The sequence below is a fragment of the Fluviicola sp. genome (assembly GCF_039596355.1).
Taxonomy (GTDB): domain Bacteria; phylum Bacteroidota; class Bacteroidia; order Flavobacteriales_D; family Crocinitomicaceae; genus Fluviicola.
In genome coordinates this window covers 36,978-62,515 of record NZ_JBCNJW010000016.1, presented here as the reverse complement: position 1 = coordinate 62,515, position 25,538 = coordinate 36,978, and the positions used below count along the sequence as shown (strand labels likewise).

Here is a 25,538-nt window from a genome sequence, read left to right as displayed (position 1 = left end):
CGCAAATATGAGAAGTGTGAATGGTTTTTAGTATTTTCAAAAGCGTTTACGAATACAGATTTATGTACATAAAGGATTACCCCATTGTTGTTTTTAATAATAGCATCCACGATGAGAGCTTTGGTCTTATTAAGGCCAGAAGTATCTTCTTTTCCGATGATAGAAAGACGTTTGTTGAAAATGAAATAATCCTTTCAGAGGAAGAATTACTCGAAAATTCGGTAGTAAAGATTCTGGATATTATTAACGAACAGAATGATTCTATGATTGGAATGTATGAGGATGATATTATTGATTCAAATGAGGTCAAACAAAATTGTTTGATTGAGATCGAAGATTTTTGTAGAAATCATGTTTGCTCAGTCAAAGTTTTACAATTGATTGATCTATTGAAATGGGCGATTGATCAGGATAAAAATGTTTACTTTTTGTTCTGAGGGTATAGGTATGAGATTATTAATATTTATTTTTTTGTTATCTGGTTGTACGAATGGTCAAATTGAAATTCATGTATTTCCAAAGTATGAAGGTCCGGTAATCATCGTTGAAGATTATTCAAATCCTGAGGCGGTAGAAAGAGAAGTGAGTATAGATTCTATTGGGATAATGAAAATTTTTATGAGTTCGGATAAAACGGAATTGAAAATTCTTGATGAAAAGAATCTGTTTATCAGGCGTTATGACATCAGTTAAGGAGATTATTAATCATTTTTAGTAATATGTTAACATTAAATAAAATCACCTTTTTCGGATCAATTTATGATAAGATTGATGATCCATCAGGAAAATACAATTCTCTAATTTCTAGAGAAGATTATGAGTTAATCATACGATTTTTAGGCGATTTGAAAATGATTAACTCTGGTCGTGTATCAAAAGAATTAGAATCTGGTATTTTAAGAGAAATAATTGAAAATTGCGATGGAGATGCCGTTTTTAAGGAATTAAAAATACTCGCTCATTCAGAATAAATGGGAATCATAACCTTACAAGTAGTCAACTCGAGAATAGGTGAAGTTAAAGTGCCTAAATGATAAGAAAATGGAAACGCATAAAATCATGTTTGGTTTAAAATTTTAACAATGCAAAATTTTTCATTTGATTTCAATTTTTTTGAAGAGAGTCATTTACTTGATGCTATTCAAGCGCATATAAATGTTCCTGATTTTGAATCTAAATACAACTTCTTTGGTATGATTGGAGTGTGGAAAAATGGATTTTATAAAGTATTTGATTCACATCAGTATCGTATTCATGAAACATACATTCTAGGTATAAAAAAACTTGAAACGAAACATTATTTGAACATTGCGTTTAATGATAAAAAGGAGATTAATTTAGTGTTGTTTTTTTCCTCGACTAAGGACGAGCACATAAAACGCATTATTGAAACATCTCCAAATTTTGAATTTGTTGTGCTGTTGTTTTCTAAAGAGGAATTTGATGCGGAAAAAATAAAGAAAAGGCACAAAAAGAGTTTTACATTCCGCTCAAAATTATCTCGCAAAAGATGGCTTGAATCTGAAGATTTTCTAGAGATGAATTTTAATATTTTGCATAATAGATGTGTAGTCGTAATATCAGGGTAGGTTTATCCATCATCACTTTTAAATCGAAACAGTGAAATGAGTATTTCTCTTTACAAACCGGTTTTTCTGATACTGCTTGCAGCTTGTTTCGCTTATTCCTGCACGAGTAGTAAAAAACATGAAACAACTTCAACAAAAGACTCTTTTACGGATGGAAACCTGGAAGCCATAACGGTCAATAATGCTGATTTGTTACAGGTGTTGGACAGCTTTGCAAGGTTGAACCGGAAGTATTTGCATTGTACTCCGACTGTCGGGTATATCCAAATCATGGAAACCAGGGCAAATAATGAACTGAAACTCCTGATTGAATCCTACAACATTGATTCCCCTGATCTGGAAAAGTTGTTTTTCAATGAAATAGTTGTGGTAAAGAATTACCGGTTTTTTGTTGATCGCAATACGGATAATTATTTTGGAAGAAAATCGGGAAGAAACCTTGGAAAAATCCTGAAAAAAGAGCGGATGCAATATGCTGAGAAGGAGAGATGTGGTTCGGAATTCACGTGGTTGGTACATTTCTCCGGAAAGTCTATCGATACCATTTCGTATAGAGCAACTTCCCGGTTTGAGCCACCCTGTATGGGCTGTAACGAGTGGGGAGATATTTCCAGAATGTTTGTGAAAGCAAAAGATTCCGATTCATTAAAAAACTATCCCAAATGATCATTTCACGAAAAGAACAAGTATTTGTATTTTGCCTGGTAATATCGTTTACTGTTCATGTCAATCGCCAGTTGAATTGTACTTGGATTGACCACTTTATTGATTATAGATAAAACATGGAAATGAATACACCTTTACGCAAACCGTTTTAACAATGAATGTTTTTAAGGAAAAAGGATTTCAGGGGATAGTAATTATACTGATTCTTATTGCAGGAACGATTTTTTATAAAAAATGGCGAATAAACTCAGAATTAAATAACGGCTCGAGATTTACAATCATTAAAGTTGAAAAAAAGCAATATTTTGACAACGGTGATCCAATGGCACATTTCTATTTGAAATATGAAAATAAGACATATGATTTAGGATTTACAATTGATAATTCTTTTAATAGAGAAGTAAATGAGGGGGATCGATTATTTATCCGGTTTTCTACAAAAGATCCAACGGTTTTTAAAATTATAGATTATCCGATGGTTCCAAAAAACACAATTGCTCCTGAGAATGGTTGGAATTCAATGCCAATGGGTGATGATCGGTAGGTGATATAAATATCATCAGTGTTCTTTCTAAATTCAATCAAAATACAACATGGAAATCTTTTCAGTTTTTTCGTTGGAAAAGCAGTTAATCGATCAGCTCATCGAAAGCTTCTTTCGGGATCAAAGCATCCGCTTCACGGGTAAAGACGATGACACGATTTACTTCGAATCGACCACTGAGGATAAAATGGCGTTTTATCTCCACTTTGAGAATGATTTGGAGGAGGAGTTGAGGATAAACTACGATCTGCGCGAGCAGGAGTTTCTGAAATGCTTCTTTGGAGAAAAAAAACCGTTTCTACTGGATATTTCCTACAAAGAACCGGATCTGTTGTACCAGATCCTTTCGGAATTCGTTCAGGTTATAGAAGTCGATTACCGGGAACAGGGAACGCCGCTGTTGTTCAGCGATCCGTTTGAGGGCTTTGTGGAGATTGGCGGAATGGGGTTGAAGCAAGTTGCCGATGAATAAGTATCTTTAAATCCGATAAACACCTTTAAAATGCCTCTGATAAAATCACGGAAGATGGAAAAAATGCTCATGAAATCGATCATCGCGACTTTATTGGCAGGTCTCGTGTATGCATGTGCTGAAGACGAAGACATACATCAAATCATCAAACTAAACAACGGGATAGATGTCGATGTATTTATTCATGGCGATGATGTTGGTTTTAACGATGTGTCCTATAAACCGGAGCTGACGTTGACAAAGGAAGATAAAGAACTAAAACTCGACCTGGGAAAATCCGGATGGCCAGGTGGATATGTGATTTTTCATTTATTTAGAACTTCCAATACGGATAGTACTCAATTGATGGTGTTTTTCAATTATGATTCTTATCATAACGTTTTTAAAATAGTAAACCCTGAGAATCTAACCTTAGTTAAAGATACAGCGATTCTAAATCAGGTACAAGATGCCAGCCAGTTAAGTGGTGATCGGATTTATTGGGGAAAATATGAGGAAGAGCTCATTAAGCGTGAAAAGGAGTATGATAAATCAGTTGATACCATTCCATCCGATAGTGTTCAACCGAAGTTGAAAAACTACTCCAAACGATTGTAATCCTAATTAGCGAGTCCTGCCTGTCCCGATTTCTTCGGGATTAGGCGAGCTGAAAATTCGTGCATTCGTGGCTATTTAAAGATGCATTTCAGTCTAACCTCCATCCACAAAAAAGCCCGTTCATTTTCACAAACGGGCCTTTCGGTTTTTATTGATTGAAGCTTACTTCACAGCATCGGCCTTTTCCTGGGCTTTGCTCATAATATTGTCTGCCTTGGTTTGTGCTTCCTGTTCCAGTTTGGTTGCACTGCTGTCGGCTTTTTTCTTCAGTTCTTTACAGCTCAATTCTGCTGCCTTTTTCTTGAGCGGGTTGCTTCCGGCAGCATCCATGGCATCCGTACACTGCTTGTCGGCTTCCGAACGGAGCTGATCACCGGCTTTTTTCGCCTCAGCCTTCAGTTTGTCGGCCTCTTTTTGCGCGTTGGCCATAATTTCATCCTTCTTCTTATTCAGGTCTTCTTTCACTTCCTTCACCTTGTTGTCGATCACCGTTTTTACGGAATCTTTCGCCTTGTTGAGCATTTCCTTTCCTTGCTCTTTCAGGTTCTCCTTCAGGTTTCCGGTCGCTTTCAGAATTGCCTCTTTCAGGTCGGTTTTAATGACCGGTTTGGTTACTGTTCCGCCAACCAGGGCATTCACCGGGATCATATCCGGAATGCTTCCCAGGTTCAGTTTCGGGGAAATTCCGTTCACCTTCGCCAAGCCTTGTTCTGCTGTTTTGAGAATTCCGGCAGGAATCATCGATTTCGGGAACTGCATGGCCATTTTGTAGTCGATATCCTGCGTAAAGGACGTAGAACCCGTTACCTCGGTGTCAATCCCGCTGAGTTTGATCTTCAACGGTTTTTTCATCGTCACTTTCCCGTCTGCAAAGCTGAAGAAGGCTTTTACATCCTTAAACGTTTGGTTCGATAGTTTATCGATGCTCAACGACTCGCCCAGTTTCTTCAACGGCTCAAATCCGCTCACGGTTACCAGGTTGGTAAACAAGTCCCCGTCTCCCGTCAGGGTGTTGTACACCGGCTCCAAAGCCTTGGTCAAATCACCTTTCAGGTTCAGGCTCGAGCTGAATTTTCCTTTTGCATACTTGGCAACCGGTGCCAGTTTCTCAATTGTCAGGAAGTGCGAAGTAATCTCCTGGATATCGATTTCCTTCAGGTTGTAGCCCAGGTCGATAGCCGGTTTGTTGTGATCCTTCGAGCTGTAGCTTCCTCTCAGACCAACGGTTCCACCCATGGTGCTCATCGTCAGTCCGTTCAGGGAAGCCACTTCTTCCTTCATATTCACATTTCCGCTGATCTTATTTACATCAATCCCGTTGTAGCGCAATTTCTGAATGTTGGTATTCAGATTGAAATCCACGTTTTCAGGAATCAGGAGCGGTTCCGCATTCGGATCTACAGGAGCAGGTTCTGCAGATGCAGCCGCACTTGCCGTAGAAGTGCTCGTAGAAACACCCATGATCTGATCCAGGTCGAGGTTGTTGCTGTTGAAGTTAAACGCACCCTTCAGCAATTGGTCTTCCTTCTTGTTTCCGAATAAATAACCCAGGTAGTTGTCGATCTTCCCGTTTACGGCAAAGTCCGATTTACCCATCGTAGCATTCATTTTTTCCAGGGAAAGGTTCTGCGGGCTGAAACGGAAAGTCAGGTCTTTCACATTCACATCCTCGTTCAGGTCTTTGGATTTATACAGGAAATCAAACAATTCGATTACGCCCAGGGCATTGAATTTCTGGTATTGCTCCGTTTCAATGGCGCTCATGCGTCCGTTCAGGGACACATCTGCATTCAGTTTTCCTTTGTAGGATTCACCTTCCGCAAGCGGCATCACTTTCCCGATCGTTGCCAGGTTCACGTTTGCCTTCACTTTGGAATCAATCAATGGATCGGTCATCGGGTTGCGCAGTTTCAGGTTTGCGTCAATGAGGTTTCCTACAAATTCAGAGTGGAACTTCGTCACGTCGATTGTCATTTTATCCAGGTTCGAACCACCTTCAAATTGCGATCCGGCGTCCACCGTGATGTTGCTGATAGAGCCCGGAAGATCCGGGTATTTGATCGAAGCTTGTTTTACATTCAGTCCGAAATCCCATCCCGGAAGGTTTTTGTCGTCCATGCGGCCCTTTACTTCCCCTTTCAGTTTCAGATCACCTTTCGCCACCATGCTTTCGTAGCCACTTTGGTAGAAACTCGGAACCAGTGACAATAAATCCTTGAAGCTGATTTGCTTGGTATTCATTTTCAAATCCATCTGGTCGTGGTCTTTCAGCATTTGGTAGAATCCGTCCAACGATAGGTTGAAGTTATTCAGTGCAAAGCTGTTTTCTTTCAGGGTGAATTTGGAGTCATCTTGCTTGAATTCCATCAACAGGTTCACATCTGCGTTTGTTTTCACTTTCGACAAATAGCTCAGTCCTTCCATTTCGAACGTCAGCTCATCCATCTGGGTGCTCGTCACGAAATCAATCACATCAGCGGTCAAATCACCTTCTCCGGTATGGTTCAGGTTTTTGATATTGGCATACATGTCCGAAGCCTGGTCGTCGTAGACCAATTGAATGTTGCTCAAAGAGTATTCCTGCAACGATAATTTGAACTTTGAAGGTTCCGTATCGGCTGGTTGTTCTTCAGTCGGAATCACGATGTCATAATTGGCTTTTCCTTCCGGATCCACGCGCACATCAAACTTGGCATCGGAGATATGTACTTCCCTGATTTTGATCTCATCTCCACCGATTACATCCCATAATCCTACATGTGCCTCAATAGTTTTGATATTTGCCAACTCTACGCCCTTAAATTCCGTTCTACCTGTTACCTTCGTATCATACAACTGGATAGTGACGTTGGGAAAGGTCGACAGGAAGGTTAAATCGAAATCTCTGATTGTGACATCAGCTTTCAATGATTTACTGATTTCCTTGAGCACCAATTCCTTGATCTCATCCTTGTAAATGATCGGAATAACAATGATTGCTATGAGCAGGAACAAGATGGTTAATCCCGTCCACTTAAAAAGTCTGCGGATGAAACTTTTCTTCTTTTTTGGCAATTTTTCTTTTTTCGACATCGTGGGTATTTTAAGTATAACCAATTTTTTAACTAAAGAGTGTATCTTTACATTCTTACGAAAATAAGCTTTTCATGAAACAATTAACAGTCCTAACGTTATTAATTTTTAGCCCTTTTGTCAATTTTGCTCAAATCTCTACCGGAAAAGTATCTGATCCGAAAAAGAAGGAAGAGACAGAAAATAAGGCCGCAGATAAGCAATCTGAACTGGATAAAGGTTTAATGGATTTCACCGTTTTTTTAGGTGCGGGCTACAGCTTCGGTTCACACCGCATTGAGCCGAACGGAGATTTGTTTGGAAAACCGCTTGGAACCCGTGCCGATGAACAGATGGTGAACCGCTGGACTTACCAGGCCGGAATCCGGAACCGTATCCACCGTTTCCTGACCATTGAAGCGGGGTTATCCTATGATCGCTACGGTGAATCGTATGCATACAAATCCACGATCAACGACAGCGCGTTTACGTATGACCGCAAATACAACATGCTGGCAATTCCCGTTCAGTTGTATTTTACTTATGGAAAGCGCGTTCAGTTCTTAGCCGGTGCGGGAATTCAGCCGTTTATTCCATTGAGTTTGAAAACCAAGACAACCGTAACGGATTCCAAGAACAACTCCACCACAACGGATTCCAGGAGTATTGAAGAATTGAATACGGTAGGATTGAGCGTGTTGTTTTCCGCAGGTTTGCAGTACCGTTTCAACCGCTACCTTTCTGCATATGCCATTCCGGCGTATTCGCTGGGAGTAACGAACATCTTCGCAAAACAGGAACCGCACAAGCAGTGGTTCAACGCCTTGAATGTCCGTTTCGGACTGGCGGTTCATTTTTCGGAACCCACCAAAGCAAAAGAAGCGAAACCCGCTAAGGAAAAGAAAAAGATCAATTGGTAATATATTGAAAAAGGTGCCCGAGCGGAGTCGAAGGCACCTTTTTTATCCTGGCTCAGGACTCATGAAGTCCTGACAGCAATTATTTTACTCCAGATCACTCGGCCCGGAGCCCGTTCCGAACGACTGAATATCTCCGTCGTAGAAAATCATGATTTGTGCAACGTCCCGCAGGAAATCAATCTTCCCGATCTCCACGCGGTTAATTTTTAACCCGGTGCGTTTCTGAACATCCTCCATCAGCTCGTTGTATTTTTCCGGCTGAATCAGGTCAATGCGGTCGTAAATAATAATCTTGCGCGTTTCGTGTTTGAGCAGCCACAAATATTCCAGTCCGGCGGTGAGCAGGATCAGACAGCCGTTCATCAACCCCATTTCTGCCAGCGAAATCTTGTTCGAAGCCAGTGCATTGATCACCGATAACCCGATCACCAGGAACAGGTAAGTCATTTCCTTGATCTCAATGCCTTCGGTGCGGTAGCGCAGGATTCCGAAAATGGCAAACAAGCCGAGACCCATTCCGGTGTCGATATCCAGTTTTTTCAAACCGAAACACAGGAAAAACGTAATCATTCCAATGAGGAAATAGGTGAAGAGATAATCTTTTCTTCGTGCTTTGGAATAATACATGAACCGAATGAGGATCACCAGTACGATCAGGTTCACGGTCATTCTGAAAAGAAGGGCATACAGGTCTTCGTTGAAAAAGGAGATGCCGAATAATTTAAAATCCGGCTGATGGGAGAGAAGCATGTGATGAATTGTTTATTAGTTTTTGTATCAGTAGTTTTTTTTCTTTGAACCGGTTCGATTTCAACTTGTTTTCATCATACAAATCAATCATCCCGAAACAAAATTTGGAAATACGGAACGGACGAATCAATTCCCGTTTCATCAATTGATAGAACGGAGAATTCCGGTCTAGTTTGGGTTGTTTCAATTCTGCAATCGCAATCGAAGAAAGCGTTTGTTTTTTGTAGTTCGGATCGTCCAGTGTGCCGTTGGTAATGTCAAAATCGATGGTCAGCCGTTCTTCGGCGTGTTTATTCACAAGTGTAATGCGGCGGTAATTGTTGATCATGACCGGCTGCAGTTCGATTTGTTTTCGAAGTTGCCCGAACAGGAACGAAAGTTGTTCGTCCGAAAAGGAAGAAGTGAAACCGGAAATATCGATGCGGTTTTTATCTGTTCGCCCTTTAATACGTTCTTTTACCTCCAGGTACGACTTATTGCTGTCGAGGTAGGTGCGGATGCGCACTTTGAAGCGGTTTGGAATCGATTTGTGGTGATCCCGGAAAAAATCGTAATCCGCATTGTCAAAATACTGGCTGGTGTAATCGAAAATGACCTTTCCGTCAATATTCAGCACATCGTAATAAGGCAACATGGAAAGCAGGAAAAACTCCAGTTTTTCAAGCGGAAAAGCAAACTTTTCATCCACCCGGTTCATGAGGGGAGCACGGGAGAGTTCGTCGAGCGAAATCCCACGGTATGAGTGCAGTATATCTGTTAATTTTCCCTTCATAGTAAGTTCAAATATAATTAATATTGAGAACCAGTATGTTTTTCAACACAAGTTTATTGTTTTTTGCGGTAAATACTTGAAAAAGTGCGGCGTTTGTGAATTGGAGGAGGTGTTTTTATGAAAGAGAAGGGGTGGGGGCAAGACTTCAGGAGACAGGAGTCAAGAGACAAGACAGAATACCTAGTCGTCCAGTCCTGACTCCTGAAGTCTTGCTTATTAAAAGTCTGGGCTCTTTCTTTTCAATAATCCATTATACATTTTCAATTAAATTTGTGGCATGCAAAAGAAAATTTTACTCCTGGGTTCGGGTGAGCTGGGCAAAGAACTGGTAATTGCCCTTCAACGATTGGGTCAGACCGTGATTGCGGTTGACAGTTACGAAAATGCTCCGGCCATGCAGGTAGCGGATGGATTTGAAGTCATCAACATGCTCGATGCGGTTTCCCTTGATGCAATCGTTGCAAAACACCGTCCGGATTTGATTGTTCCCGAAATTGAAGCCATTCGCACCGAACGGTTTTACGAGTACGAGAAACAAGGTTTCCAGGTGATCCCTTCGGCTAAAGCAGCCAATTTCACCATGAACCGGAAAGCAATCCGCGATTTGGCGGCCAAAGACCTCGGAGTAAAAACGGCCAATTACCGTTATGCGAAAACCGCAGAAGAATTCGGAGAGGCAGTTGCTGCAATCGGCATTCCGTGCGTGGTCAAACCGCTCATGTCGAGTTCCGGGAAAGGACAATCCGTGGTGCGTTCGCAGGAAGATATTTCCAAAGCATGGACCTACGCCATCGAAGGTTCCCGCGGGGATTTGAAAGAAGTGATCGTGGAAGAATTCATTCCGTTCGATTACGAAATTACGTTGTTAACAGTGACTCAAAATAACGGTGAAACCTTGTTCTGTGCGCCGATCGGTCACCGCCAGGAGCGGGGAGACTACCAGGAAAGCTGGCAACCGATGCCGATGAATCCGGAACACCTGGAACAAGCACAGGAAATGGCAGCGAAAGTAACCAAAGCGCTCGGAGGATCCGGATTATGGGGAGTTGAATTCTTCATCACGAAAGAAGGAGCTTATTTTTCCGAATTATCACCGCGTCCGCACGACACAGGAATGGTTACCCTGGCGGGAACGCAGAATTTCAGCGAATTTGAATTGCATGCGCGTGCCATCCTCGGGTTGCCGATTCCATCTATCGTTTCGTTGAAAAACGGGGCAAGTGCAGTGGTTCTGGCAGATCGTGAATCGGACAACGCACCTACATTTTTCGGTTTGGAAGACGTGTTGAAAGAAGCCGGTTCGGATGTGCGCATTTTTGGAAAACCGACCACGAGACCATACCGCAGAATGGCAGTGGTATTGTATTCCGGAGACCAGGAAGTGGCACAGATTACGGATAAAGCAAAAGAGTTGGCGCAAAAAATTACCATCAACTACCGTTAATTTGAAGCGCATCATTATTATTGGCGGTGGTCCTGCAGGGCTAATGGCCGCAACGCAATTGCTGAAGAGCGATTGTGAAATCCTGTTATTGGATCAAAAAGCCAGTGTCGGGAGGAAATTCCTCGTGGCCGGAGACGGTGGGTTCAACCTTACACATTCGGAAAGTAAAACCGAATTACTGGAAAAATACGACTCCGTGTGGATCAAACAAGCTATCCGGAAGTTCTCGAACAAAGATTTCATTCAATTTCTGAACCGGATCGGGATTGAAACCAAAGTGGGTTCTTCCGGTAAGATTTTCCCGGAGGATGAGATCAAGCCGATTCAGGTGCTGAATGCCTGGAAACAGCATTTGGAACCGAAAGTGCAATTCCGCCTGAATTGCCGCCTGGTGAACTTCAGTGAAACAGCAATTGAAGTAGAAGAAAACGGAAAGACCGGGCAAATTCCCTTTGATTGCCTGGTGTTGGCATTGGGGGCAAAATCCTGGCCGGTTACCGGTTCAGATGGTGTCTGGACGACACTTTTTGAAGAAAAAGGTATTCAAATCAACCCATTCCGGGCAAGTAATTCCGGGTTGGAGCTGTATGACAACTGGCTGGGAGACCTGGAAGGGAAAATCCTCAAAAATGTGGTGCTTTCGTGCGGCGATCAACGTTGTGCGGGAGACGTGGTTTGTACCAGTTATGGTTTGGAAGGAAAGCCGGCATATGCCATCAACCGTGCACTGAGCAAGATGGAAAAACCAGTCTTTAAAATCGATTTCAAGCCCCAGATGACGCAACAACGCGTAGTTGAAATCCTGAAAAAAGCGAAAAATCCTTCCCAGGGATTAAAAGAACTGAAATTGGGTGAAGTTGCCGTTTTCTGGATCAAAAATTTCGTTTCGAAAGCACGTTTCACCGACCCGAAAGAATTGGCAAAGGCAATCAAGGAATTTGCCGTTGGAATCAAAGGTTTTCGTCCGCTGGAAGAAGTCATTTCCTGTGCCGGGGGCGTAGCAGACTCTGAAATCTCCGAATCAGGTGAATTGAATCGTTTTCCGAATGTTTTTGTTGCCGGCGAAATGATCGACTGGGATGCACCGACCGGCGGATATTTAATCCAGGGCTGTGTTTCGAGTGGATACGTTGCTGGAAAGTCAATTGCCCGTGCCTTCGACTCCGTTCAGTCACCGCAATAAATTGACAAGTGAAAAGGGAGAAGTTAAAAGGGAAAACCTTTTTCAATTCGTTTTACGGGTTGAAAAGATTCGGAAATTGCCGGGGAAATAATATCCTGGTCAACTCTCGATACTCTCCGTTGCACTCCGAACTCGGGGTGACACATGATGTAATTGTCATTTCGAGTGAAGCCGAAAGAATGGAGGCTTTGTATCGAGAAGTGGCAATTATTGGTCGATCCGCGGTAAATTAATCTTCTCTTTCACGACGAAACAAGTCGGGAATTGCTGTGTAGTTGCTGCCTTTACTTTTTCTGCTTCCAGCTGGGTTCTAAAATCACCCACTTTCAAAAAGTAGTGCGGAGCAATGAATTCCACGTAGGTGTCTACCTTCGGAAACATGGCTGCAAAACGCGATCTCGCCTCGTCAATCGTTCCTTTACTGGTGTCAAAAGTCAGCTGTAAACGGTAACCGTTGATTTCAGGTGTTGTTGCAGGTGGGATTGCTTGTCCCTGAGCGCGCACCAACTCATCAATCCGGCTGTCTTTTACAATCGTTACCTGAGCATTTCCCGCGATGGAAAATCCGATAAAAGAAGCAAGCAAAATCATGTTTTTCATATCCAAAAGCTTTGTGCAAAGTTAGTTGTTTTTTTGAAGGGATTCCGTTTGTCTGAATCTATTGAATTCATTCAGAAAAATCGTGCCGGAAAATAGGCCTGAAAGCCCCGTTTTGCGATGTAAGTTGTAGCAAATTAGGGTATTGTTAACAAATGTGAAAGAATAAAGTTATTTAGAATCATTTTAAATTAAAAAATCAGGGGCAGAAATTGTCATAAAACTGTCACAGAATGGGCTTATTCTTCTAAATTTGCCAACGTTAATTGCTGTGTTAACATAGTATTGACAACTTATTGTAGGAACAAAAATATCTAATAATCAGATGTTTAGAAGTATAAAACAATGGTGTATCGGTGCGCTTTCAACCCTGTTTGTTGTTGGTGCATTTGATAGTTTCGCTCAAGTAGACGGTGGAGCCTTATTTAAAGCAAAGTGTGCGACTTGTCACCAGCCACATAAGGATGGTACTGGTCCAAAACTGTTTCATGTCCGCGAAAAATGGGCGTCCGGTGGAGCAAAAGAAGGTTCCATTTATCAATGGGTAGCTAACTGGAGTGTTGCGGCTGCTTCAGATCCTTATGCAAAACAGGTTTCTGAAACAAAGCCTACCGCGATGAACACGTTCCCGGATCTGGCTGGGAAAACGAAAGAAATCGATGCGATTTTTGACTACATCGATGCGCAACCGGATCCTGCTGCTGCTAAAACTGGTGGAGGTGACGTGGCTGGTGGAGACACAGCTGAAGTAGAAGAAGGTGGTTTGTCCTGGGTGTGGATCCTGATGGGGGTTGTTTTTGTGGTGATTATCATGGCTGTTGGTGGAGTTCGCCGCCAGTTGAGAAATGCTACAAGAGAACACGACGGACAGCCTGTTAATGATGACTTGTCTTTCGGACAGGAATTCAAATCATGGGCTTGGAAATACAAACGTTACGTTGGTATCGGAGGTCTGGTGATCGTGATCTCATTGATCGTGTCCTTGTTCCTTTCCCTTTACTCCATCGGTGTATTGGAAGATTACCATCCGTCACAACCGATCGAATTCCCGCATGATATTCACGCAGGTAAAAACGGAATCGACTGTAAATACTGTCACAACTCCGCAATTGACGGAAGAACTGCTGGTATTCCTACTGTGAACGTGTGTATGAACTGTCACAAGCAGATCAACGGAAATACTCCGGAGCAGCAAGAGAAAATCGCGAAGATTTACGCAGCTGCAGGTTGGGATCCGGCGAAACAGGTTTACACGGGTAAAACAAAGGAGATTATCTGGAACAAAGTACACGTATTGCCTGATCACGTTTACTTCAATCACCAGCAACACGTAGTTGCAGGAGGTGTAGACTGTAAGCAGTGTCACGGAGATATGACGAAAATGAACGAAACTGCAAAAGTTCAGCCGGTAACAGAGTTGAACAAAGTAGAAGGAAACATTCCGTTGACAAAAGCAACGTTGACTATGGGATGGTGTATCGAGTGTCACGCAGAGAAAGAAATCTCAGCAGGATCACTGGATTCAAAAGGAAACAATTATTACAACGAAATACATAACCGTTTGTTGAAAGACAGAAAATTGTACAATAAGTTCCTTGAGGATAAGAAAATAACGGTTAAAGAATTAGGTGGTTGGGAGTGTGCTAAATGTCACTATTAATCAATCTCGAACAGTAGAACAAAGATTATGGCTATGTCAAAAAAATATTGGAAAGGTCTTGATGAATTGCATGAAACACCTGCGTTCGTTGAGTCAAGAGATCGTGAGTTTTCTCCGTCTGTTTCTGTTGACGAATTCTTAAGTGACGACCAGCTTGCAGAGACATCTACGGCGCGTCGTGACTTCCTGAAATTCCTGGGATTCAGTGTTGCCGCTGCTACAGTGGCTGCATGTGAGGCTCCGGTAACTAAAGCTATTCCTTACGTAATCAAACCGGAAAACGTAAATCCGGGTGTTGCAACCTGGTACGCGTCCACCTATTACGATGGTAACGCATACGCAAGCATCGTTGTGAAAACACGTGAGGGTCGACCGATTTATATCAAAGGGAACCGTGATTTCGGATTCACTCAGGGAGCATTGACTCCTCAGATTGTTTCTTCGGTACTTTCTTTATACGATAACGCTCGTTTGAAAACAGCTCAGTCGAAAGGAAAAGATATTTCCTGGGATAAACTGGATGGAGCAGTGAAAGCTGCTTTGGCTGATATCAAGAAATCAAACGGGAAAGTAGCATTTGTTGCGAACACTGTTATTTCGCCATCCATGCAGGGAGCAATCGCAGACCTGTCTGCAAGCATCTACGGAGAAACGAAAGATGCTACAGGAATGGCAACTGTTCACCCGAACTTTAATTTCATTCAATACGACGCAATTTCTTACAACGGAATGCGTGAAGCAAACCTGGAAACGTTCGGAATGAGAGCTATTCCGGATTACGACTTCACTCAGGCAAAAACGATTGTAAGTATCGGTGCTGATTTCCTGAGCACCTGGTTGCTTGGAAACGCATTCTCTGCTGATTACGGAAAACGCCGTAACCCGGATGGAGAATGGATGAGCAAACACTTCCAGTTTGAATCCAATATGTCTATCACCGGATCTAACGCAGATTACCGCGGAATGATCAAGCCGAGTGAGCAGGCAAATGTATTGTCTTACATCCTGGGTAAATTCGGAGTAAATGCAGGAGTTGCTTCTGCTTTGCCGAAAGAAGCTCAAGCAGTAGCTGATGCAGCTGTAAAAGCATTGAAAGCTTCCAAAGGAATGTCAGTGGTTGTTACAGATTCCAATAACAAAGCGGTTCAGATTTTGACAAACAAACTGAACAATGTGTTGGGAGCTTACGGAAAAACAATCCGTTTCGACAAGCAAATCCAACTGTTCCAGTCCGAAGATGCGAAAATGCAGAAATTCGTTGCTGACGTAATCGCAGGAAAAGGACCGGATGCCGTATTCTTCCTTGGAACAAACCCGGTTTACAACTTACCGAACGGTAAAGAGTTTGCTGCGGCACTTGAAAAAGTAAAATTGAGCGTTTCATTGTCTTCATACGCAGATGAAACAGCTTCTAAAGCAACATACATTGCACCTGACCACCACGCGTTGGAGTCCTGGATGGACTACAATCCGAAAGCTGGTCACTACGCAATCGCTCAGCCTACTATCCGTCCATTGTTCGACACCGCTCCTGCAATGGAATCTGTGTTGGTATGGGCTGGTAAGGCAAAACGCGGAGGAAAAGACTCCCGTGTAGCCTACGAATACATCTCTAAAAACTGGGAAGTTTACGGATTCCCGTACCAGAAAAAATACGCAGATTTCGCTACTTACTTTGAAATGGCTATCCACAATAGCTGTAACGAAGACGTTGTGATGCCTGCGGCTCCAGTAACATTCAACGAAGCATCAATGAATGGCCTTGCGGGTAAATTGCCGAAGGGTGGAGCTCTTGAAGTAGTATTGTACCAAAAAGCAGGAATCGGAAACGGAGATATGGCTGGTAACCCATGGTTGCAGGAAATGCCGGATCCGATCTCTAAAGTGACTTGGGATAACTACATTACCATGTCTCCTGAGACGATGACGAAAGAAGGTTACGCAACTACTTTCGACCAGGAGCACGGATTGAACATGGCAACTGTAAAAGTTGGAAGCCAATCCATCACACTTCCTGTTTATCCATCACCGGGACAAGCTGCGGGTACAATCGGTATCGCATTGGGTTACGGACGTGGAGAAGGAAATGAGGAAATCGGTAACGCAGCTTTCGTAACAAAACAATACGGAGGTTTCGAAACAGACGAAAAAGGAAATCGTGTAGCAGTTGGTAAAAATGCATTCCGCTTCCTGACTTGGGAAAACGGGGCTTACCAAAACCACGTATCAGGTTCCATTGCAAAAGCAGGATCTGATCTTTACCCGATCGCAGCAACGCAGATTCATCATACAGTAATGTCCCGTAACTCCATCGTGAGAGAAACGACTTTGGACATTTACCAAAATGAAGAGCCGGGAGCTTACAACCACAAACACGTGTTGCATACACATGAAGGTGAAGTTCCGATCTCTGAGTTTGACTTGTGGGATGCACATCCGGTAGAAAACATCGGTCACCGTTGGGGAATGACTATTGACTTGAACCAGTGTTTCGGTTGTGGTGTTTGTATCATCGCTTGTCAGGCAGAGAACAACATTCCTGTAGTTGGTAAAGACGAAGTAAGAAGAGGTCGTGAAATGCACTGGTTGCGTATCGACCGTTACTTTGCTTCCAGCGAAGAAGCAGCTGTAGGAACACGTAAAGATCCTGTTTTAGGACACTTGGATTACGTAGCATCTGAATTCCCTACTGCAAACCCGGCTGTAGTTCACATGCCGATGATGTGTCAGCAGTGTAACCACGCTCCGTGTGAAACGGTTTGTCCGGTTGCTGCAACAACACACTCCAATGAAGGATTAAACCAAATGACATACAACCGTTGTATCGGTACACGTTACTGTGCGAACAACTGTCCGTACAAAGTACGCCGCTTCAACTGGTTTAACTACCCGTCTTACAAGAAATTTACTGAAATCAACCCGGCACAAGACGATTTAGGTCGTATGGTATTGAACCCGGATGTAACGGTTCGTACACGTGGTGTGATGGAGAAATGTTCTTTCTGTGTTCAGAAGATCCAATCAGTGAAACTGGAGGCGAAAGTTCAGAACAGAACAGTTCAGGACAGCGATTTCGAATCAGCTTGTTCAGATGCTTGTCCTGCAGGAGCAATCGTATTCGGAGACTGGAATGATGTAAACTCTAAGATTCGTAAAGTATCAGGAGATAAGCGTTCTTACCAGGCTTTGGAAGAGGTCGGAGTGAAGCCAAATGTTTGGTACCAGGTGAAAATTCGTAACAACGAAAATGCTGATCTGGACAAATTGGTAGCTGAAGCACACCATGGTTCACATGGAGCTCATGCGGAGAAACAGGAAAGTAAGTCAAATCATTAATTGCTAAAAATAAAGTCTAATGCATAAGGAAGCTGCAATTCGTGAACCCCTCATATTAGGTCACAAGACGTATCACGAGATTACTGATGACGTATGTAAGCCGATTGAGGATAAAGCACCACGCATGTGGTACATCTTGTTCGGTATCGCATTAATTATCGGATTATACGGAGTAGGATGTATCTTCTACCTGTTAGGTACAGGTATCGGAGTTTGGGGTCTTAACAAAACCATCGGTTGGGCTTGGGATATCACCAACTTCGTATGGTGGGTAGGTATCGGTCACGCCGGAACCCTGATCTCAGCAGTATTGTTATTGTTCCGTCAGAAATGGCGTATGGCGATCAACCGTTCAGCGGAAGCGATGACCATCTTCGCGGTATTCATGGCAGGTTTGTTCCCGTTGATTCACATGGGACGTCTGTGGGTAGGTTACTGGACTCTTCCGTTGCCAAACCAATTCGGTTCATTGTGGGTAAACTTCAACTCGCCGCTTTTATGGGACGTATTTGCGATCTCTACGTATCTTTCCGTATCACTGGTATTCTGGTACATCGGTTTGATTCCTGACTTCGCTACGATCCGTGACCGCGTGAAAAAACCGATTCCTAAGAAGATGTACTCCATCCTTTCTTTCGGATGGTCAGGACGCGCTAAGCACTGGAACCGTTTCGAATTGGTTTCATTGGTTTTGGCAGGTGTTGCAACTCCATTGGTATTCTCGGTTCACTCCATTGTATCTTTTGACTTTGCTACTTCGGTAATTCCTGGATGGCATACCACGATCTTCCCTCCGTACTTCGTAGCGGGAGCGGTATTCTCCGGATTCGCGATGGTACAAACACTTTTGCTGGTAATGCGTAAGGCGATGAAGCTGGAAGCATACATCCACACCAGACACGTAGAGTACATGAACATCGTTATCATGGTAACCGGATCCATCGTAGGTACGGCATACATCACCGAGTTGTTCATTTCCTGGTACTCCGGTGTAGAGTACGAAGCATACGCATTCTTTAACCGTGCAACAGGACCATACTGGTGGGCATACTGGTCGATGATGACTTGTAACGTAATCTCCCCTCAGTTGATGTGGTTCCGCAAATTGCGCAGAAGCTTATTGTTTACATTCATCATCTCGATCGTGGTAAACATCGGTATGTGGTTCGAGCGTTACGTAATTATCGTAACATCTATCCACAGAGATTACCTGCCGTCTTCCTGGTCTATGCACTACCCAAGCCACATTGACTTAGGTGTGTATGTAGGAACGATCGGATTGTTCTTTGTATTCTTCTTGTTGTTTGCTCGTTTCTTCCCGGTATTGGCGTTGAACGAATTGAAAACAATCCTGAAGTCTTCCGGTGAATCTTACAAGAACGACACCGCTCCGGTTCACCCTTATTTTGCAAAACACGGTCATAGTCACGGACACGATGACCACGATAATACTCACAATCATTAATAGGAAACATGGCAGAGAAAGTAATTTATGCAATGTATGACGACGACGATGTACTGAAAGATGGTGCAAAGAAGTTAGTCGCTAAAGGAGTTAAAGTAGCTGACGTGTTTTCTCCGTTCCCGATTCACGGTATTGATCCAATCATCGGTGTAAAACAGACACGTTTGGGAATCATGGCGTTCCTGTATGGTTTGACCGGTACGACATTGGCAACCCTGGGAATGAACTATTTTATGATTCATGACTGGCCAATGAACATCGGTGGTAAACCGAATGATACTTATTTGGATAACGTTCTTTCTTTCATTCCGATCACGTTCGAGTTCACCGTATTGTGTGCGGCTCACGGAATGGCAATCACATACTTATTGTTGAATAAGACATTGCCAGGAATGCCGGCAACGAACCCGGATCCTCGTACAACAGATGATAAATTCGTAATGGAATTGCGCTTGTCTCAAAACAGCCAGTTTTCTGAAACAGAATTGATGTCCATGTTGAATGAGACAGGAGTGATAGAAGTAGATCAAAAAGATATTCATTAATTAACTGTAGATAGTAAGTCTTACAGCGTTTAAAGACCAATACAGATGAAAGTAAAATTCAAGGCATTTGCACAGTTTTCATTAGTAGCGTTGCTTGCTGCAGCGTGTACTACTGATCCTGATAGTGCAGGTTTAGAATACATGCCTGATATGTATCGTTCTCCTGCGATTGAACCGTATGTTGATTATGGTGAAGTTCGCGGCCAGATCAATGACGAGTTGAAAATGCATCGTTCCGCAATGGTTCCGCCGCGTTATGCAATTCCTTATTATGGTACAGATTCGGCAACTGTTCATACATTGCTTCCATACCACCGCCTGCCGGGAAGGTTGTTTGCAGAAACTCATGGTTTGTATCAGTATGACTTGTCTTCCAACGAAGATGCGGATTACGAATACAAATTGGCTGCAGCTGATGTGAACCCGTTGAAGCTGACTTCAAAAGAAGTAGCCGATAAGATGTTCGCAGACGGGAAGGCATTGTACGCGATCAACTGTAATCACTGTCATGGTGAGAAAGGTGACGGAAACGGACCGATGGTTGCTTCCGGAGCTTATTCCGGTGCGGCAGTATTGTCTGGTTTGACTATCGCTGAAGGACAAATGTTCTACTCAATCTATTACGGTAAAGGTATGATGGGATCCCATGCATCTTTGCTGAACAAGAAGGAGATCTGGACCTTGGTTCACTACGTAAGAAAGTTCCAGGATTCCAACTACGGAACGTTTGATGCAAACGGACTTCCTGCATGGGGAACAACAAAACCTGCTGCTGATACAACAGGAAAGTAATATTTACTAAGATAGAAAACGAATAAAAATGGAATTCAAGATTTCATCAAAAGCAAAATCCCTTACGGTAGTCCTGATGTTGTTGGGAGTTATCGGCATCTGTTTAGGTGTTTGGATCGAATTTAAATGCCATGGAGGTGATCACTTCCAAACACGTTTCTTAGGAAACCTGTTGGTAGATAGTTTCTTCTTTTTCGCAATCGGTTTAGGAGCATTGTACTTCCTTGCTTTACAGTACGCAACTGAAACAGGTTGGTATGCTTCCGTGAAGCGTGTGATTGAAGGAGTAGCTGGTTATTTGCCTTACGGTATCGGATTGATGCTGGTAACCTTGTTGACTCTTTCTTTGATGAAAGGTGGAGGAATCTATGTGTGGATGGACAATGCACATGTGGAGCACGATCCGATCTTAGTGAAAAAGTCTGCTTATTTGAACCAGGTGTTCTTCTGGATCAGAACGGTAGCTTACATGGGCGTTTACTACATCTTCTGGAGAGGATTCAAAATGCGTTCATTGGAAGAAGATAGAGTAGGTGGAACAGCGATTCACTTTGCGAATTACAAAAAAGGAGCTTTGTTCCTGGTGTTCTTCGCAGTGTTCTCCTCCACTTCTGCTTGGGACTGGATTATGTCAATCGATGCACACTGGTTCTCAACCTTGTTCGGATGGTATGTATTCGCTGGAATGTGGTGTTCTACTATGATTGTATTGGTAACATTGACTTTGTACCTGAAGAAACAAGGATACCTGAATAAAGTAAACGAAAACCACATCCACGATTTAGGAAAATGGACATTCGCTACTTCATTCCTGTGGTCTTACCTGTGGTTCTCTCAGTTCATGCTGATCTGGTACGCAAACATTCCGGAAGAGGTTACTTACCACTTGACGCGTATTGAGGATTTCAAAGGTTTGTACTTCGGAATGTTCTTCATCAACTTCGCATTCCCGATGTTGTTGTTGATGTCTCGTGATGCGAAACGCCACGCTGGTGTATTGACTGCTGTTGGAGTTATCATCTTCGCTGGTCACTGGGTAGACGCTTACCTGATGGTCATGGGAGGTTCGATGGGTAAACATGCATACATCGGAGCTATGGAAATTGGTATGGCTTTATTGTTCTTAGGATTCTTTATCCGAATCATCTTGACAAACTTGACTAAAGCACCATTGATGCCTGTTAATCACCCGTTCCTGGACGAAAGTATTCACCACGAAATTTAATAAGGCACTTGTTGTTACGATAAAATAAAAAACATGACAAAGTTAATCGTATTAATAGTTATCATTTTAGGAGTAGTTGCAATCGCACAGCTGGTGCGCATGTACGAGCTTTCTTCTAAATTAAGAAACCGTCGTGAGGAGGACATTCCAAACCGCGATAACCGCTTGAATGCAACCTTATTGCTGGTGTTTATGTTTGCGTTCTTCGCATCTGTGATTTACCTGTTCACTGAGTATGGTTTTTCAGGACGCGGTGAAGCAGCATCTGTTCATGGTAAAGCAACAGACTCGTTGCTGGATCTGAACTTGTGGATCATTACAGCAGTATTCTTCCTGACAAACGCTTTGTTGTTCGGATTTGCATTCAAATATGTACGCAAACCGGGAGTGAAAGCATACTGGTTCCCGCATGACAACCGTTTGGAGTTAGCTTGGACGGTAGTTCCTGCAGTGGTTCTGGCGGTGATCATCATCCTTGGTTTGAAATCATGGAACGAGCAAACCGATCATGCTTCCAAAGAAGCTATCCGAATCGAGTTGTTCTCCAAGCAATTTGACTGGACAGTTCGTATGTCCGGAGATGATAACACATTAGGTTACTTCGATTACAAATTGACAAACGATAACAACCCGTTGGCTTTGTTGACAACAAAAACGATCCAGGATGCGATCGACAGTATGGAAAACAGTTCAACCGGAATCCGTGCTTTGGAGACAAAATTGAACGATCCGAAATTGATCTTCGCACCGGAAGACCACGCTTTGATGGTAAAAGATCTGGGGGCGAAAGAACGTATGGTTCGTATGCTGTACCAATTGAAATCACGTCACAACAGCGCATTGGATGCACGTGCATTGGATGATATCGTTTTCAATGCGAATGATACTTTGTACTTGTGTAAAGGACAGGATTACGAATTCAACTTCCGTTCAAAAGACGTCATTCACTCTGCTTACTTCCCACACTTCCGTGCTCAGATGAACACCGTACCGGGACAAACGACGAGATTTAAGTTCACACCTTCGATTACCACATCGGAGATGCGTGACAAAATGAATAATCCGAAGTTCAACTACGTGTTGATGTGTAACAAGATTTGTGGTTCTTCTCACTACAAAATGAAGTTGATGGTTGTGGTATTGGACAGACCGGCTTACGACAAGTGGTATGCACGCGTTTCCAAGTTTGATCCGAAAGCAGCTGACCAGTGTAAGACATTCAGAAATGTTTACCCGGTAGGGAAACCAAAAGCAGCTCCGGCTGATTCAACTGCAACAGCAGCAGCTGGTGATTCAGCAACCTTAGCAAGCAAGTAATTCATAAAACAATAAGTAAAAAATAAAATCATGGCAGCTCACGAAGCACACGCACATCACGACGCTCATGGACATGACCACCATGAAGAGGGTTTTATTTCTAAATACATTTTTAGTCAGGACCACAAGATGATTGGAAAGCAGTTCCTTTTGACTGCTGTATTTATGGGAGTGGTGGCAATGTTATTGTCTATCCTGTTCCGTATTCAATTGGCTTGGCCTGGTGAACCTTCCGACTTCCTGTCGTTCTTCTTAGGTGAAACCTGGGCTCCCGGAGGAGTGTTGAAAGAAAGTATGTACCTGGGATTGGTAACCATTCACGGTACGATCATGGTATTCTTCCTATTAACAGGTGGATTATCCGGAACTTTCTCAAACTTGCTTATTCCGTTGCAGATTGGTGCACGTGATATGGCTTCCGGTTTGCTGAACATGTTATCTTACTGGATGTTCCTGATCTCATCTTTGATCATGTTGTTCTCTTTGTTTATCGAAACAGGACCAGCATCTTCAGGATGGACAGTTTACCCGCCGCTTTCTGCATTGCCACAGGCAATCGAAGGTTCCGGATTGGGTATGACACTTTGGTTAATCTCCATGAGTATCTTCATCGCTTCTTCTTTGTTGGGTTCATTGAACTACATCGTAACGATTTTGAACTTGCGTACAAAAGGAATGAAGATGACGCGCATGCCTTTAACCATTTGGGCGTTCTTCGTTACTGCAATCTTAGGGGTATTGTCTTTCCCGGTATTGTTATCTGCAGCCTTGTTGTTGATGATGGATCGTTTGGCAGGAACTTCTTTCTACCTTTCTGACATCATCGTAGGTTCTGAAATGTTGGAAAACCACGGAGGTTCACCATTGTTGTACCAGCACTTGTTCTGGTTCCTTGGTCACCCGGAGGTATACATCGTATTGTTACCGGCATTGGGTCTTACTTCGGAAGTAATCTCTACGAACTCCCGCAAGCCGATCTTCGGTTACCGTGCAATGATCGGTTCGATCCTGGCAATTGGTTTCCTTTCGTTCATCGTATGGGGTCACCACATGTTCGTTACAGGTATGAACCCGTTCATCGGTTCCGTATTCGTATTTACAACCTTGTTGATTGCGATTCCTTCAGCGGTAAAAGTGTTTAACTACATTACAACCATCTGGAGAGGATCCAACATCTACACTCCTGCTATGTTGTTCTCCGTTGGATTGGTTTCCACGTTCATCACAGGTGGTGTAACAGGTATTATCCTTGCTGACTCTGCCTTGGATATCGCAGTTCACGATACATATTTCGTAGTAGCTCACTTCCACATTGTAATGGGTATGTCAGCAGTATTCGGAATGTTTGCCGGAGTTTACCACTGGTTCCCTAAAATGTACGGACGTATGTTGAACACACGTTTGGGGTATGCTCACTTCTGGGTGACGATTGTTGGAGCTTACGGGGTATTCTTCCCAATGCACTTCGTTGGATTGGCTGGGGCGCCAAGACGTTACTACGATTACTCTGTATATGGAGATTTCAATGCAAACTCTCAGGAAATGATTATGGATCTGAACGTAGTGATTACAGTATTTGCAATCATCGCTGCATTCGGTCAGTTGATCTTCTTGTTCAACTTCTTCTACAGTATTTACCGTGGTCCGAAAGCGGTTCAAAACCCTTGGAAATCGAATACATTGGAGTGGACGACTCCGGTAGAGCATGTTCACGGAAACTGGCCAGGAGCAATTCCGGAAGTTCACCGTTGGCCTTACGATTACTCTAAGCCAGGAGCAGAAGAGGACTTCATTCCTCAGATCGTTCCGCTTATGGAAGGCGAAGAAGGAGATCACTAAGATCCTCAGCATAAAATTGGAATCCTCATTCGGCAACGAGTGGGGATTTTTTATTTTTTACCACATAGGAACAACGCTTACGCTGATCGCGTGTCGCCAGTAGCTTTAGCGATGGACAAGCTACAGCGAAGGCGCATAGTACACAATAGAACCGTTCTAAGGGATATTGTGTAAAGTTTTATAAACAGCAAGCTCTGTGGTCTATGTGTTTTTTTTTACCCTGTGCAGGTATTGTTTATGTTGCTTGGAAATAGATAGAATTTAATTACCACATAGAAACATAGAACACATAGGCAATACGTTGACAATTTTTATTATATTATATAGACAAACCATTATTCTTATTATTATGACAAAATCTTATTTGGATCAATTGACTTATGATATTATTGGTGCTGCTATAGAAGTACATCAACAATTAGGGCCGGGCTTACTGGAAAGTATTTATCACGAGTGTATGAAGATTGAATTGGCAAGTCGAAATATTCCTTTCAAGACCGAAATGGCAGTTCCTGTTGTTTATGATCAGCAAAGGCTGGAAACAGTATTACGTTGTGATTTATATGTGGCAGATTCCATAGTTGTAGAATTGAAAGCTTCGAAAGCTATTGAACCACTATTTGAAGCCCAGTTATTGACATATATGAAACTGTTAGGCTCACCGAAAGGTGTACTCATCAATTTTAATTGTACGAGTATTTTTCGTGAAGGACAAAAGACACTCGTTAATTCACTATATCGGGAACTGCAAGAATAAAAACTATGTGTTCTATG

General features: G+C 42.9%; 24 protein-coding genes. 20 read left to right on the top strand and 4 right to left on the bottom strand.

Features of this window, described 5'->3' with window-relative positions; genetic code table 11:
• Positions 1-62: 62 nt before the first annotated feature.
• From ABDV94_RS19500 to ABDV94_RS19465, 8 genes are all read left to right on the top strand, one after another.
• Positions 63-437, top strand: a complete 375-nt coding sequence (locus tag ABDV94_RS19500) for a hypothetical protein (RefSeq protein WP_343748902.1) — start codon at positions 63-65, stop codon at positions 435-437.
• A 10-nt stretch (positions 438-447) separates the two neighbouring features.
• Positions 448-693, top strand: coding sequence for a hypothetical protein (locus ABDV94_RS19495; protein WP_343748901.1), 246 nt, complete (start codon positions 448-450; stop codon positions 691-693).
• 26 nt (positions 694-719) lie between these two features.
• Complete coding sequence (locus ABDV94_RS19490) at positions 720-971, top strand: hypothetical protein (RefSeq protein WP_343748900.1); 252 nt, start codon at positions 720-722, stop codon at positions 969-971.
• Between the two features lie 111 nt (positions 972-1,082).
• Positions 1,083-1,589, top strand: coding sequence for a hypothetical protein (locus tag ABDV94_RS19485; RefSeq protein WP_343748899.1), 507 nt, complete (start codon positions 1,083-1,085; stop codon positions 1,587-1,589).
• 36 nt (positions 1,590-1,625) lie between these two features.
• On the top strand, positions 1,626-2,255 hold the full coding sequence (locus ABDV94_RS19480) for a hypothetical protein (protein WP_343748898.1): 630 nt from the start codon (positions 1,626-1,628) through the stop codon (positions 2,253-2,255).
• A gap of 154 nt (positions 2,256-2,409) precedes the next feature.
• The gene (locus ABDV94_RS19475) at positions 2,410-2,799 is read left to right on the top strand and encodes a hypothetical protein (RefSeq protein WP_343748897.1); all 390 of its coding nucleotides are present in this window, start codon (positions 2,410-2,412) and stop codon (positions 2,797-2,799) included.
• A 49-nt stretch (positions 2,800-2,848) separates the two neighbouring features.
• The gene (locus ABDV94_RS19470) at positions 2,849-3,271 is read left to right on the top strand and encodes a hypothetical protein (protein ID WP_343748896.1); all 423 of its coding nucleotides are present in this window, start codon (positions 2,849-2,851) and stop codon (positions 3,269-3,271) included.
• 54 nt (positions 3,272-3,325) lie between these two features.
• Positions 3,326-3,868 (top strand): hypothetical protein, encoded by a 543-nt coding sequence (locus ABDV94_RS19465; RefSeq protein WP_343748895.1) that lies wholly within the window; start codon positions 3,326-3,328, stop codon positions 3,866-3,868.
• 162 nt (positions 3,869-4,030) lie between these two features.
• Here the strand turns inward: ABDV94_RS19465 and ABDV94_RS19460 are convergent, their stop codons facing one another.
• Positions 4,031-6,940, bottom strand: coding sequence for an AsmA-like C-terminal region-containing protein (locus ABDV94_RS19460; RefSeq protein WP_343748894.1), 2,910 nt, complete (start codon positions 6,938-6,940; stop codon positions 4,031-4,033).
• Positions 6,941-7,014: 74 nt separating this feature from the next.
• Here ABDV94_RS19460 and ABDV94_RS19455 point away from each other — a divergent pair, with 74 nt between their 5' ends.
• Positions 7,015-7,839, top strand: coding sequence for a hypothetical protein (locus ABDV94_RS19455; RefSeq protein WP_343748893.1), 825 nt, complete (start codon positions 7,015-7,017; stop codon positions 7,837-7,839).
• 84 nt (positions 7,840-7,923) lie between these two features.
• Here ABDV94_RS19455 and ABDV94_RS19450 read toward each other — a convergent pair whose 3' ends face one another.
• Positions 7,924-8,589 (bottom strand): DUF4956 domain-containing protein, encoded by a 666-nt coding sequence (locus ABDV94_RS19450; protein WP_343748892.1) that lies wholly within the window; start codon positions 8,587-8,589, stop codon positions 7,924-7,926.
• Positions 8,561-9,361: a polyphosphate polymerase domain-containing protein gene (locus ABDV94_RS19445; RefSeq protein ID WP_343748891.1), complete on the bottom strand. Its 801-nt coding sequence runs from the start codon at positions 9,359-9,361 to the stop codon at positions 8,561-8,563. Before ABDV94_RS19445 ends, ABDV94_RS19450 begins: the two co-directional genes overlap by 29 nt.
• 277 nt (positions 9,362-9,638) lie before the next feature.
• Here ABDV94_RS19445 and purT point away from each other — a divergent pair, with 277 nt between their 5' ends.
• Together purT and ABDV94_RS19435 are read left to right on the top strand one after the other, a co-directional pair.
• The gene (gene purT, locus ABDV94_RS19440) at positions 9,639-10,805 is read left to right on the top strand and encodes a formate-dependent phosphoribosylglycinamide formyltransferase (protein ID WP_343748890.1); all 1,167 of its coding nucleotides are present in this window, start codon (positions 9,639-9,641) and stop codon (positions 10,803-10,805) included.
• Between the two features lies 1 nt (position 10,806).
• Positions 10,807-11,988: a TIGR03862 family flavoprotein gene (locus tag ABDV94_RS19435; RefSeq protein ID WP_343748889.1), complete on the top strand. Its 1,182-nt coding sequence runs from the start codon at positions 10,807-10,809 to the stop codon at positions 11,986-11,988.
• A gap of 207 nt (positions 11,989-12,195) precedes the next feature.
• Here ABDV94_RS19435 and ABDV94_RS19430 read toward each other — a convergent pair whose 3' ends face one another.
• Positions 12,196-12,588, bottom strand: a complete 393-nt coding sequence (locus ABDV94_RS19430) for a hypothetical protein (protein WP_343748888.1) — start codon at positions 12,586-12,588, stop codon at positions 12,196-12,198.
• Positions 12,589-12,910: 322 nt separating this feature from the next.
• Between ABDV94_RS19430 and ABDV94_RS19425 the strand changes: the two genes are divergently transcribed.
• From ABDV94_RS19425 to ABDV94_RS19385, 9 genes are all read left to right on the top strand, one after another.
• Positions 12,911-14,245, top strand: coding sequence for a cytochrome c3 family protein (locus ABDV94_RS19425; RefSeq protein ID WP_343748887.1), 1,335 nt, complete (start codon positions 12,911-12,913; stop codon positions 14,243-14,245).
• A gap of 33 nt (positions 14,246-14,278) precedes the next feature.
• The gene (locus ABDV94_RS19420) at positions 14,279-17,581 is read left to right on the top strand and encodes a TAT-variant-translocated molybdopterin oxidoreductase (RefSeq protein WP_343748886.1); all 3,303 of its coding nucleotides are present in this window, start codon (positions 14,279-14,281) and stop codon (positions 17,579-17,581) included.
• Positions 17,582-17,600: 19 nt separating this feature from the next.
• A complete protein-coding gene (nrfD, locus tag ABDV94_RS19415; protein ID WP_343748885.1) occupies positions 17,601-19,046 on the top strand; it encodes an NrfD/PsrC family molybdoenzyme membrane anchor subunit in 1,446 nt (481 codons plus the stop codon).
• Between the two features lie 8 nt (positions 19,047-19,054).
• Positions 19,055-19,591 (top strand): DUF3341 domain-containing protein, encoded by a 537-nt coding sequence (locus ABDV94_RS19410; protein WP_343748884.1) that lies wholly within the window; start codon positions 19,055-19,057, stop codon positions 19,589-19,591.
• A 45-nt stretch (positions 19,592-19,636) separates the two neighbouring features.
• Positions 19,637-20,383 carry a cytochrome c gene (locus tag ABDV94_RS19405; RefSeq protein ID WP_343748883.1) on the top strand — a complete coding sequence of 249 codons (747 nt, stop codon included), beginning with the start codon at positions 19,637-19,639 and terminating at the stop codon, positions 20,381-20,383.
• A gap of 28 nt (positions 20,384-20,411) precedes the next feature.
• Positions 20,412-21,608: a quinol:cytochrome C oxidoreductase gene (locus tag ABDV94_RS19400; RefSeq protein WP_343748882.1), complete on the top strand. Its 1,197-nt coding sequence runs from the start codon at positions 20,412-20,414 to the stop codon at positions 21,606-21,608.
• Between the two features lie 33 nt (positions 21,609-21,641).
• Positions 21,642-22,925, top strand: a complete 1,284-nt coding sequence (locus ABDV94_RS19395) for a cytochrome c oxidase subunit II (RefSeq protein ID WP_343748881.1) — start codon at positions 21,642-21,644, stop codon at positions 22,923-22,925.
• A 30-nt stretch (positions 22,926-22,955) separates the two neighbouring features.
• A complete protein-coding gene (locus ABDV94_RS19390; RefSeq protein ID WP_343748880.1) occupies positions 22,956-24,764 on the top strand; it encodes a cbb3-type cytochrome c oxidase subunit I in 1,809 nt (602 codons plus the stop codon).
• Between the two features lie 349 nt (positions 24,765-25,113).
• A complete protein-coding gene (locus tag ABDV94_RS19385; RefSeq protein ID WP_343748879.1) occupies positions 25,114-25,521 on the top strand; it encodes a GxxExxY protein in 408 nt (135 codons plus the stop codon).
• Positions 25,522-25,538: the final 17 nt, after the last annotated feature.

What these genes read in the sequence shown, in the direction of transcription:
- ABDV94_RS19500 (WP_343748902.1), top strand. Translation starts at nt 63, where the DNA reads ATGTACATAAAGGATTACCCCATTGTTGTTTTTAATAATAGCATCCAC.
- ABDV94_RS19495 (WP_343748901.1), top strand. Translation starts at nt 448, where the DNA reads ATGAGATTATTAATATTTATTTTTTTGTTATCTGGTTGTACGAATGGT.
- ABDV94_RS19490 (WP_343748900.1), top strand. Translation starts at nt 720, where the DNA reads ATGTTAACATTAAATAAAATCACCTTTTTCGGATCAATTTATGATAAG.
- ABDV94_RS19485 (WP_343748899.1), top strand. Translation starts at nt 1,083, where the DNA reads ATGCAAAATTTTTCATTTGATTTCAATTTTTTTGAAGAGAGTCATTTA.
- ABDV94_RS19480 (WP_343748898.1), top strand. Translation starts at nt 1,626, where the DNA reads ATGAGTATTTCTCTTTACAAACCGGTTTTTCTGATACTGCTTGCAGCT.
- ABDV94_RS19475 (WP_343748897.1), top strand. Translation starts at nt 2,410, where the DNA reads ATGAATGTTTTTAAGGAAAAAGGATTTCAGGGGATAGTAATTATACTG.
- ABDV94_RS19470 (WP_343748896.1), top strand. Translation starts at nt 2,849, where the DNA reads ATGGAAATCTTTTCAGTTTTTTCGTTGGAAAAGCAGTTAATCGATCAG.
- ABDV94_RS19465 (WP_343748895.1), top strand. Translation starts at nt 3,326, where the DNA reads ATGGAAAAAATGCTCATGAAATCGATCATCGCGACTTTATTGGCAGGT.
- ABDV94_RS19460 (WP_343748894.1), bottom strand. Translation starts at nt 6,940, where the DNA reads ATGTCGAAAAAAGAAAAATTGCCAAAAAAGAAGAAAAGTTTCATCCGC.
- ABDV94_RS19455 (WP_343748893.1), top strand. Translation starts at nt 7,015, where the DNA reads ATGAAACAATTAACAGTCCTAACGTTATTAATTTTTAGCCCTTTTGTC.
- ABDV94_RS19450 (WP_343748892.1), bottom strand. Translation starts at nt 8,589, where the DNA reads ATGCTTCTCTCCCATCAGCCGGATTTTAAATTATTCGGCATCTCCTTT.
- ABDV94_RS19445 (WP_343748891.1), bottom strand. Translation starts at nt 9,361, where the DNA reads ATGAAGGGAAAATTAACAGATATACTGCACTCATACCGTGGGATTTCG.
- purT (WP_343748890.1), top strand. Translation starts at nt 9,639, where the DNA reads ATGCAAAAGAAAATTTTACTCCTGGGTTCGGGTGAGCTGGGCAAAGAA.
- ABDV94_RS19430 (WP_343748888.1), bottom strand. Translation starts at nt 12,588, where the DNA reads ATGAAAAACATGATTTTGCTTGCTTCTTTTATCGGATTTTCCATCGCG.
- ABDV94_RS19425 (WP_343748887.1), top strand. Translation starts at nt 12,911, where the DNA reads ATGTTTAGAAGTATAAAACAATGGTGTATCGGTGCGCTTTCAACCCTG.
- ABDV94_RS19420 (WP_343748886.1), top strand. Translation starts at nt 14,279, where the DNA reads ATGTCAAAAAAATATTGGAAAGGTCTTGATGAATTGCATGAAACACCT.
- nrfD (WP_343748885.1), top strand. Translation starts at nt 17,601, where the DNA reads ATGCATAAGGAAGCTGCAATTCGTGAACCCCTCATATTAGGTCACAAG.
- ABDV94_RS19410 (WP_343748884.1), top strand. Translation starts at nt 19,055, where the DNA reads ATGGCAGAGAAAGTAATTTATGCAATGTATGACGACGACGATGTACTG.
- ABDV94_RS19405 (WP_343748883.1), top strand. Translation starts at nt 19,637, where the DNA reads ATGAAAGTAAAATTCAAGGCATTTGCACAGTTTTCATTAGTAGCGTTG.
- ABDV94_RS19400 (WP_343748882.1), top strand. Translation starts at nt 20,412, where the DNA reads ATGGAATTCAAGATTTCATCAAAAGCAAAATCCCTTACGGTAGTCCTG.
- ABDV94_RS19395 (WP_343748881.1), top strand. Translation starts at nt 21,642, where the DNA reads ATGACAAAGTTAATCGTATTAATAGTTATCATTTTAGGAGTAGTTGCA.
- ABDV94_RS19390 (WP_343748880.1), top strand. Translation starts at nt 22,956, where the DNA reads ATGGCAGCTCACGAAGCACACGCACATCACGACGCTCATGGACATGAC.
- ABDV94_RS19385 (WP_343748879.1), top strand. Translation starts at nt 25,114, where the DNA reads ATGACAAAATCTTATTTGGATCAATTGACTTATGATATTATTGGTGCT.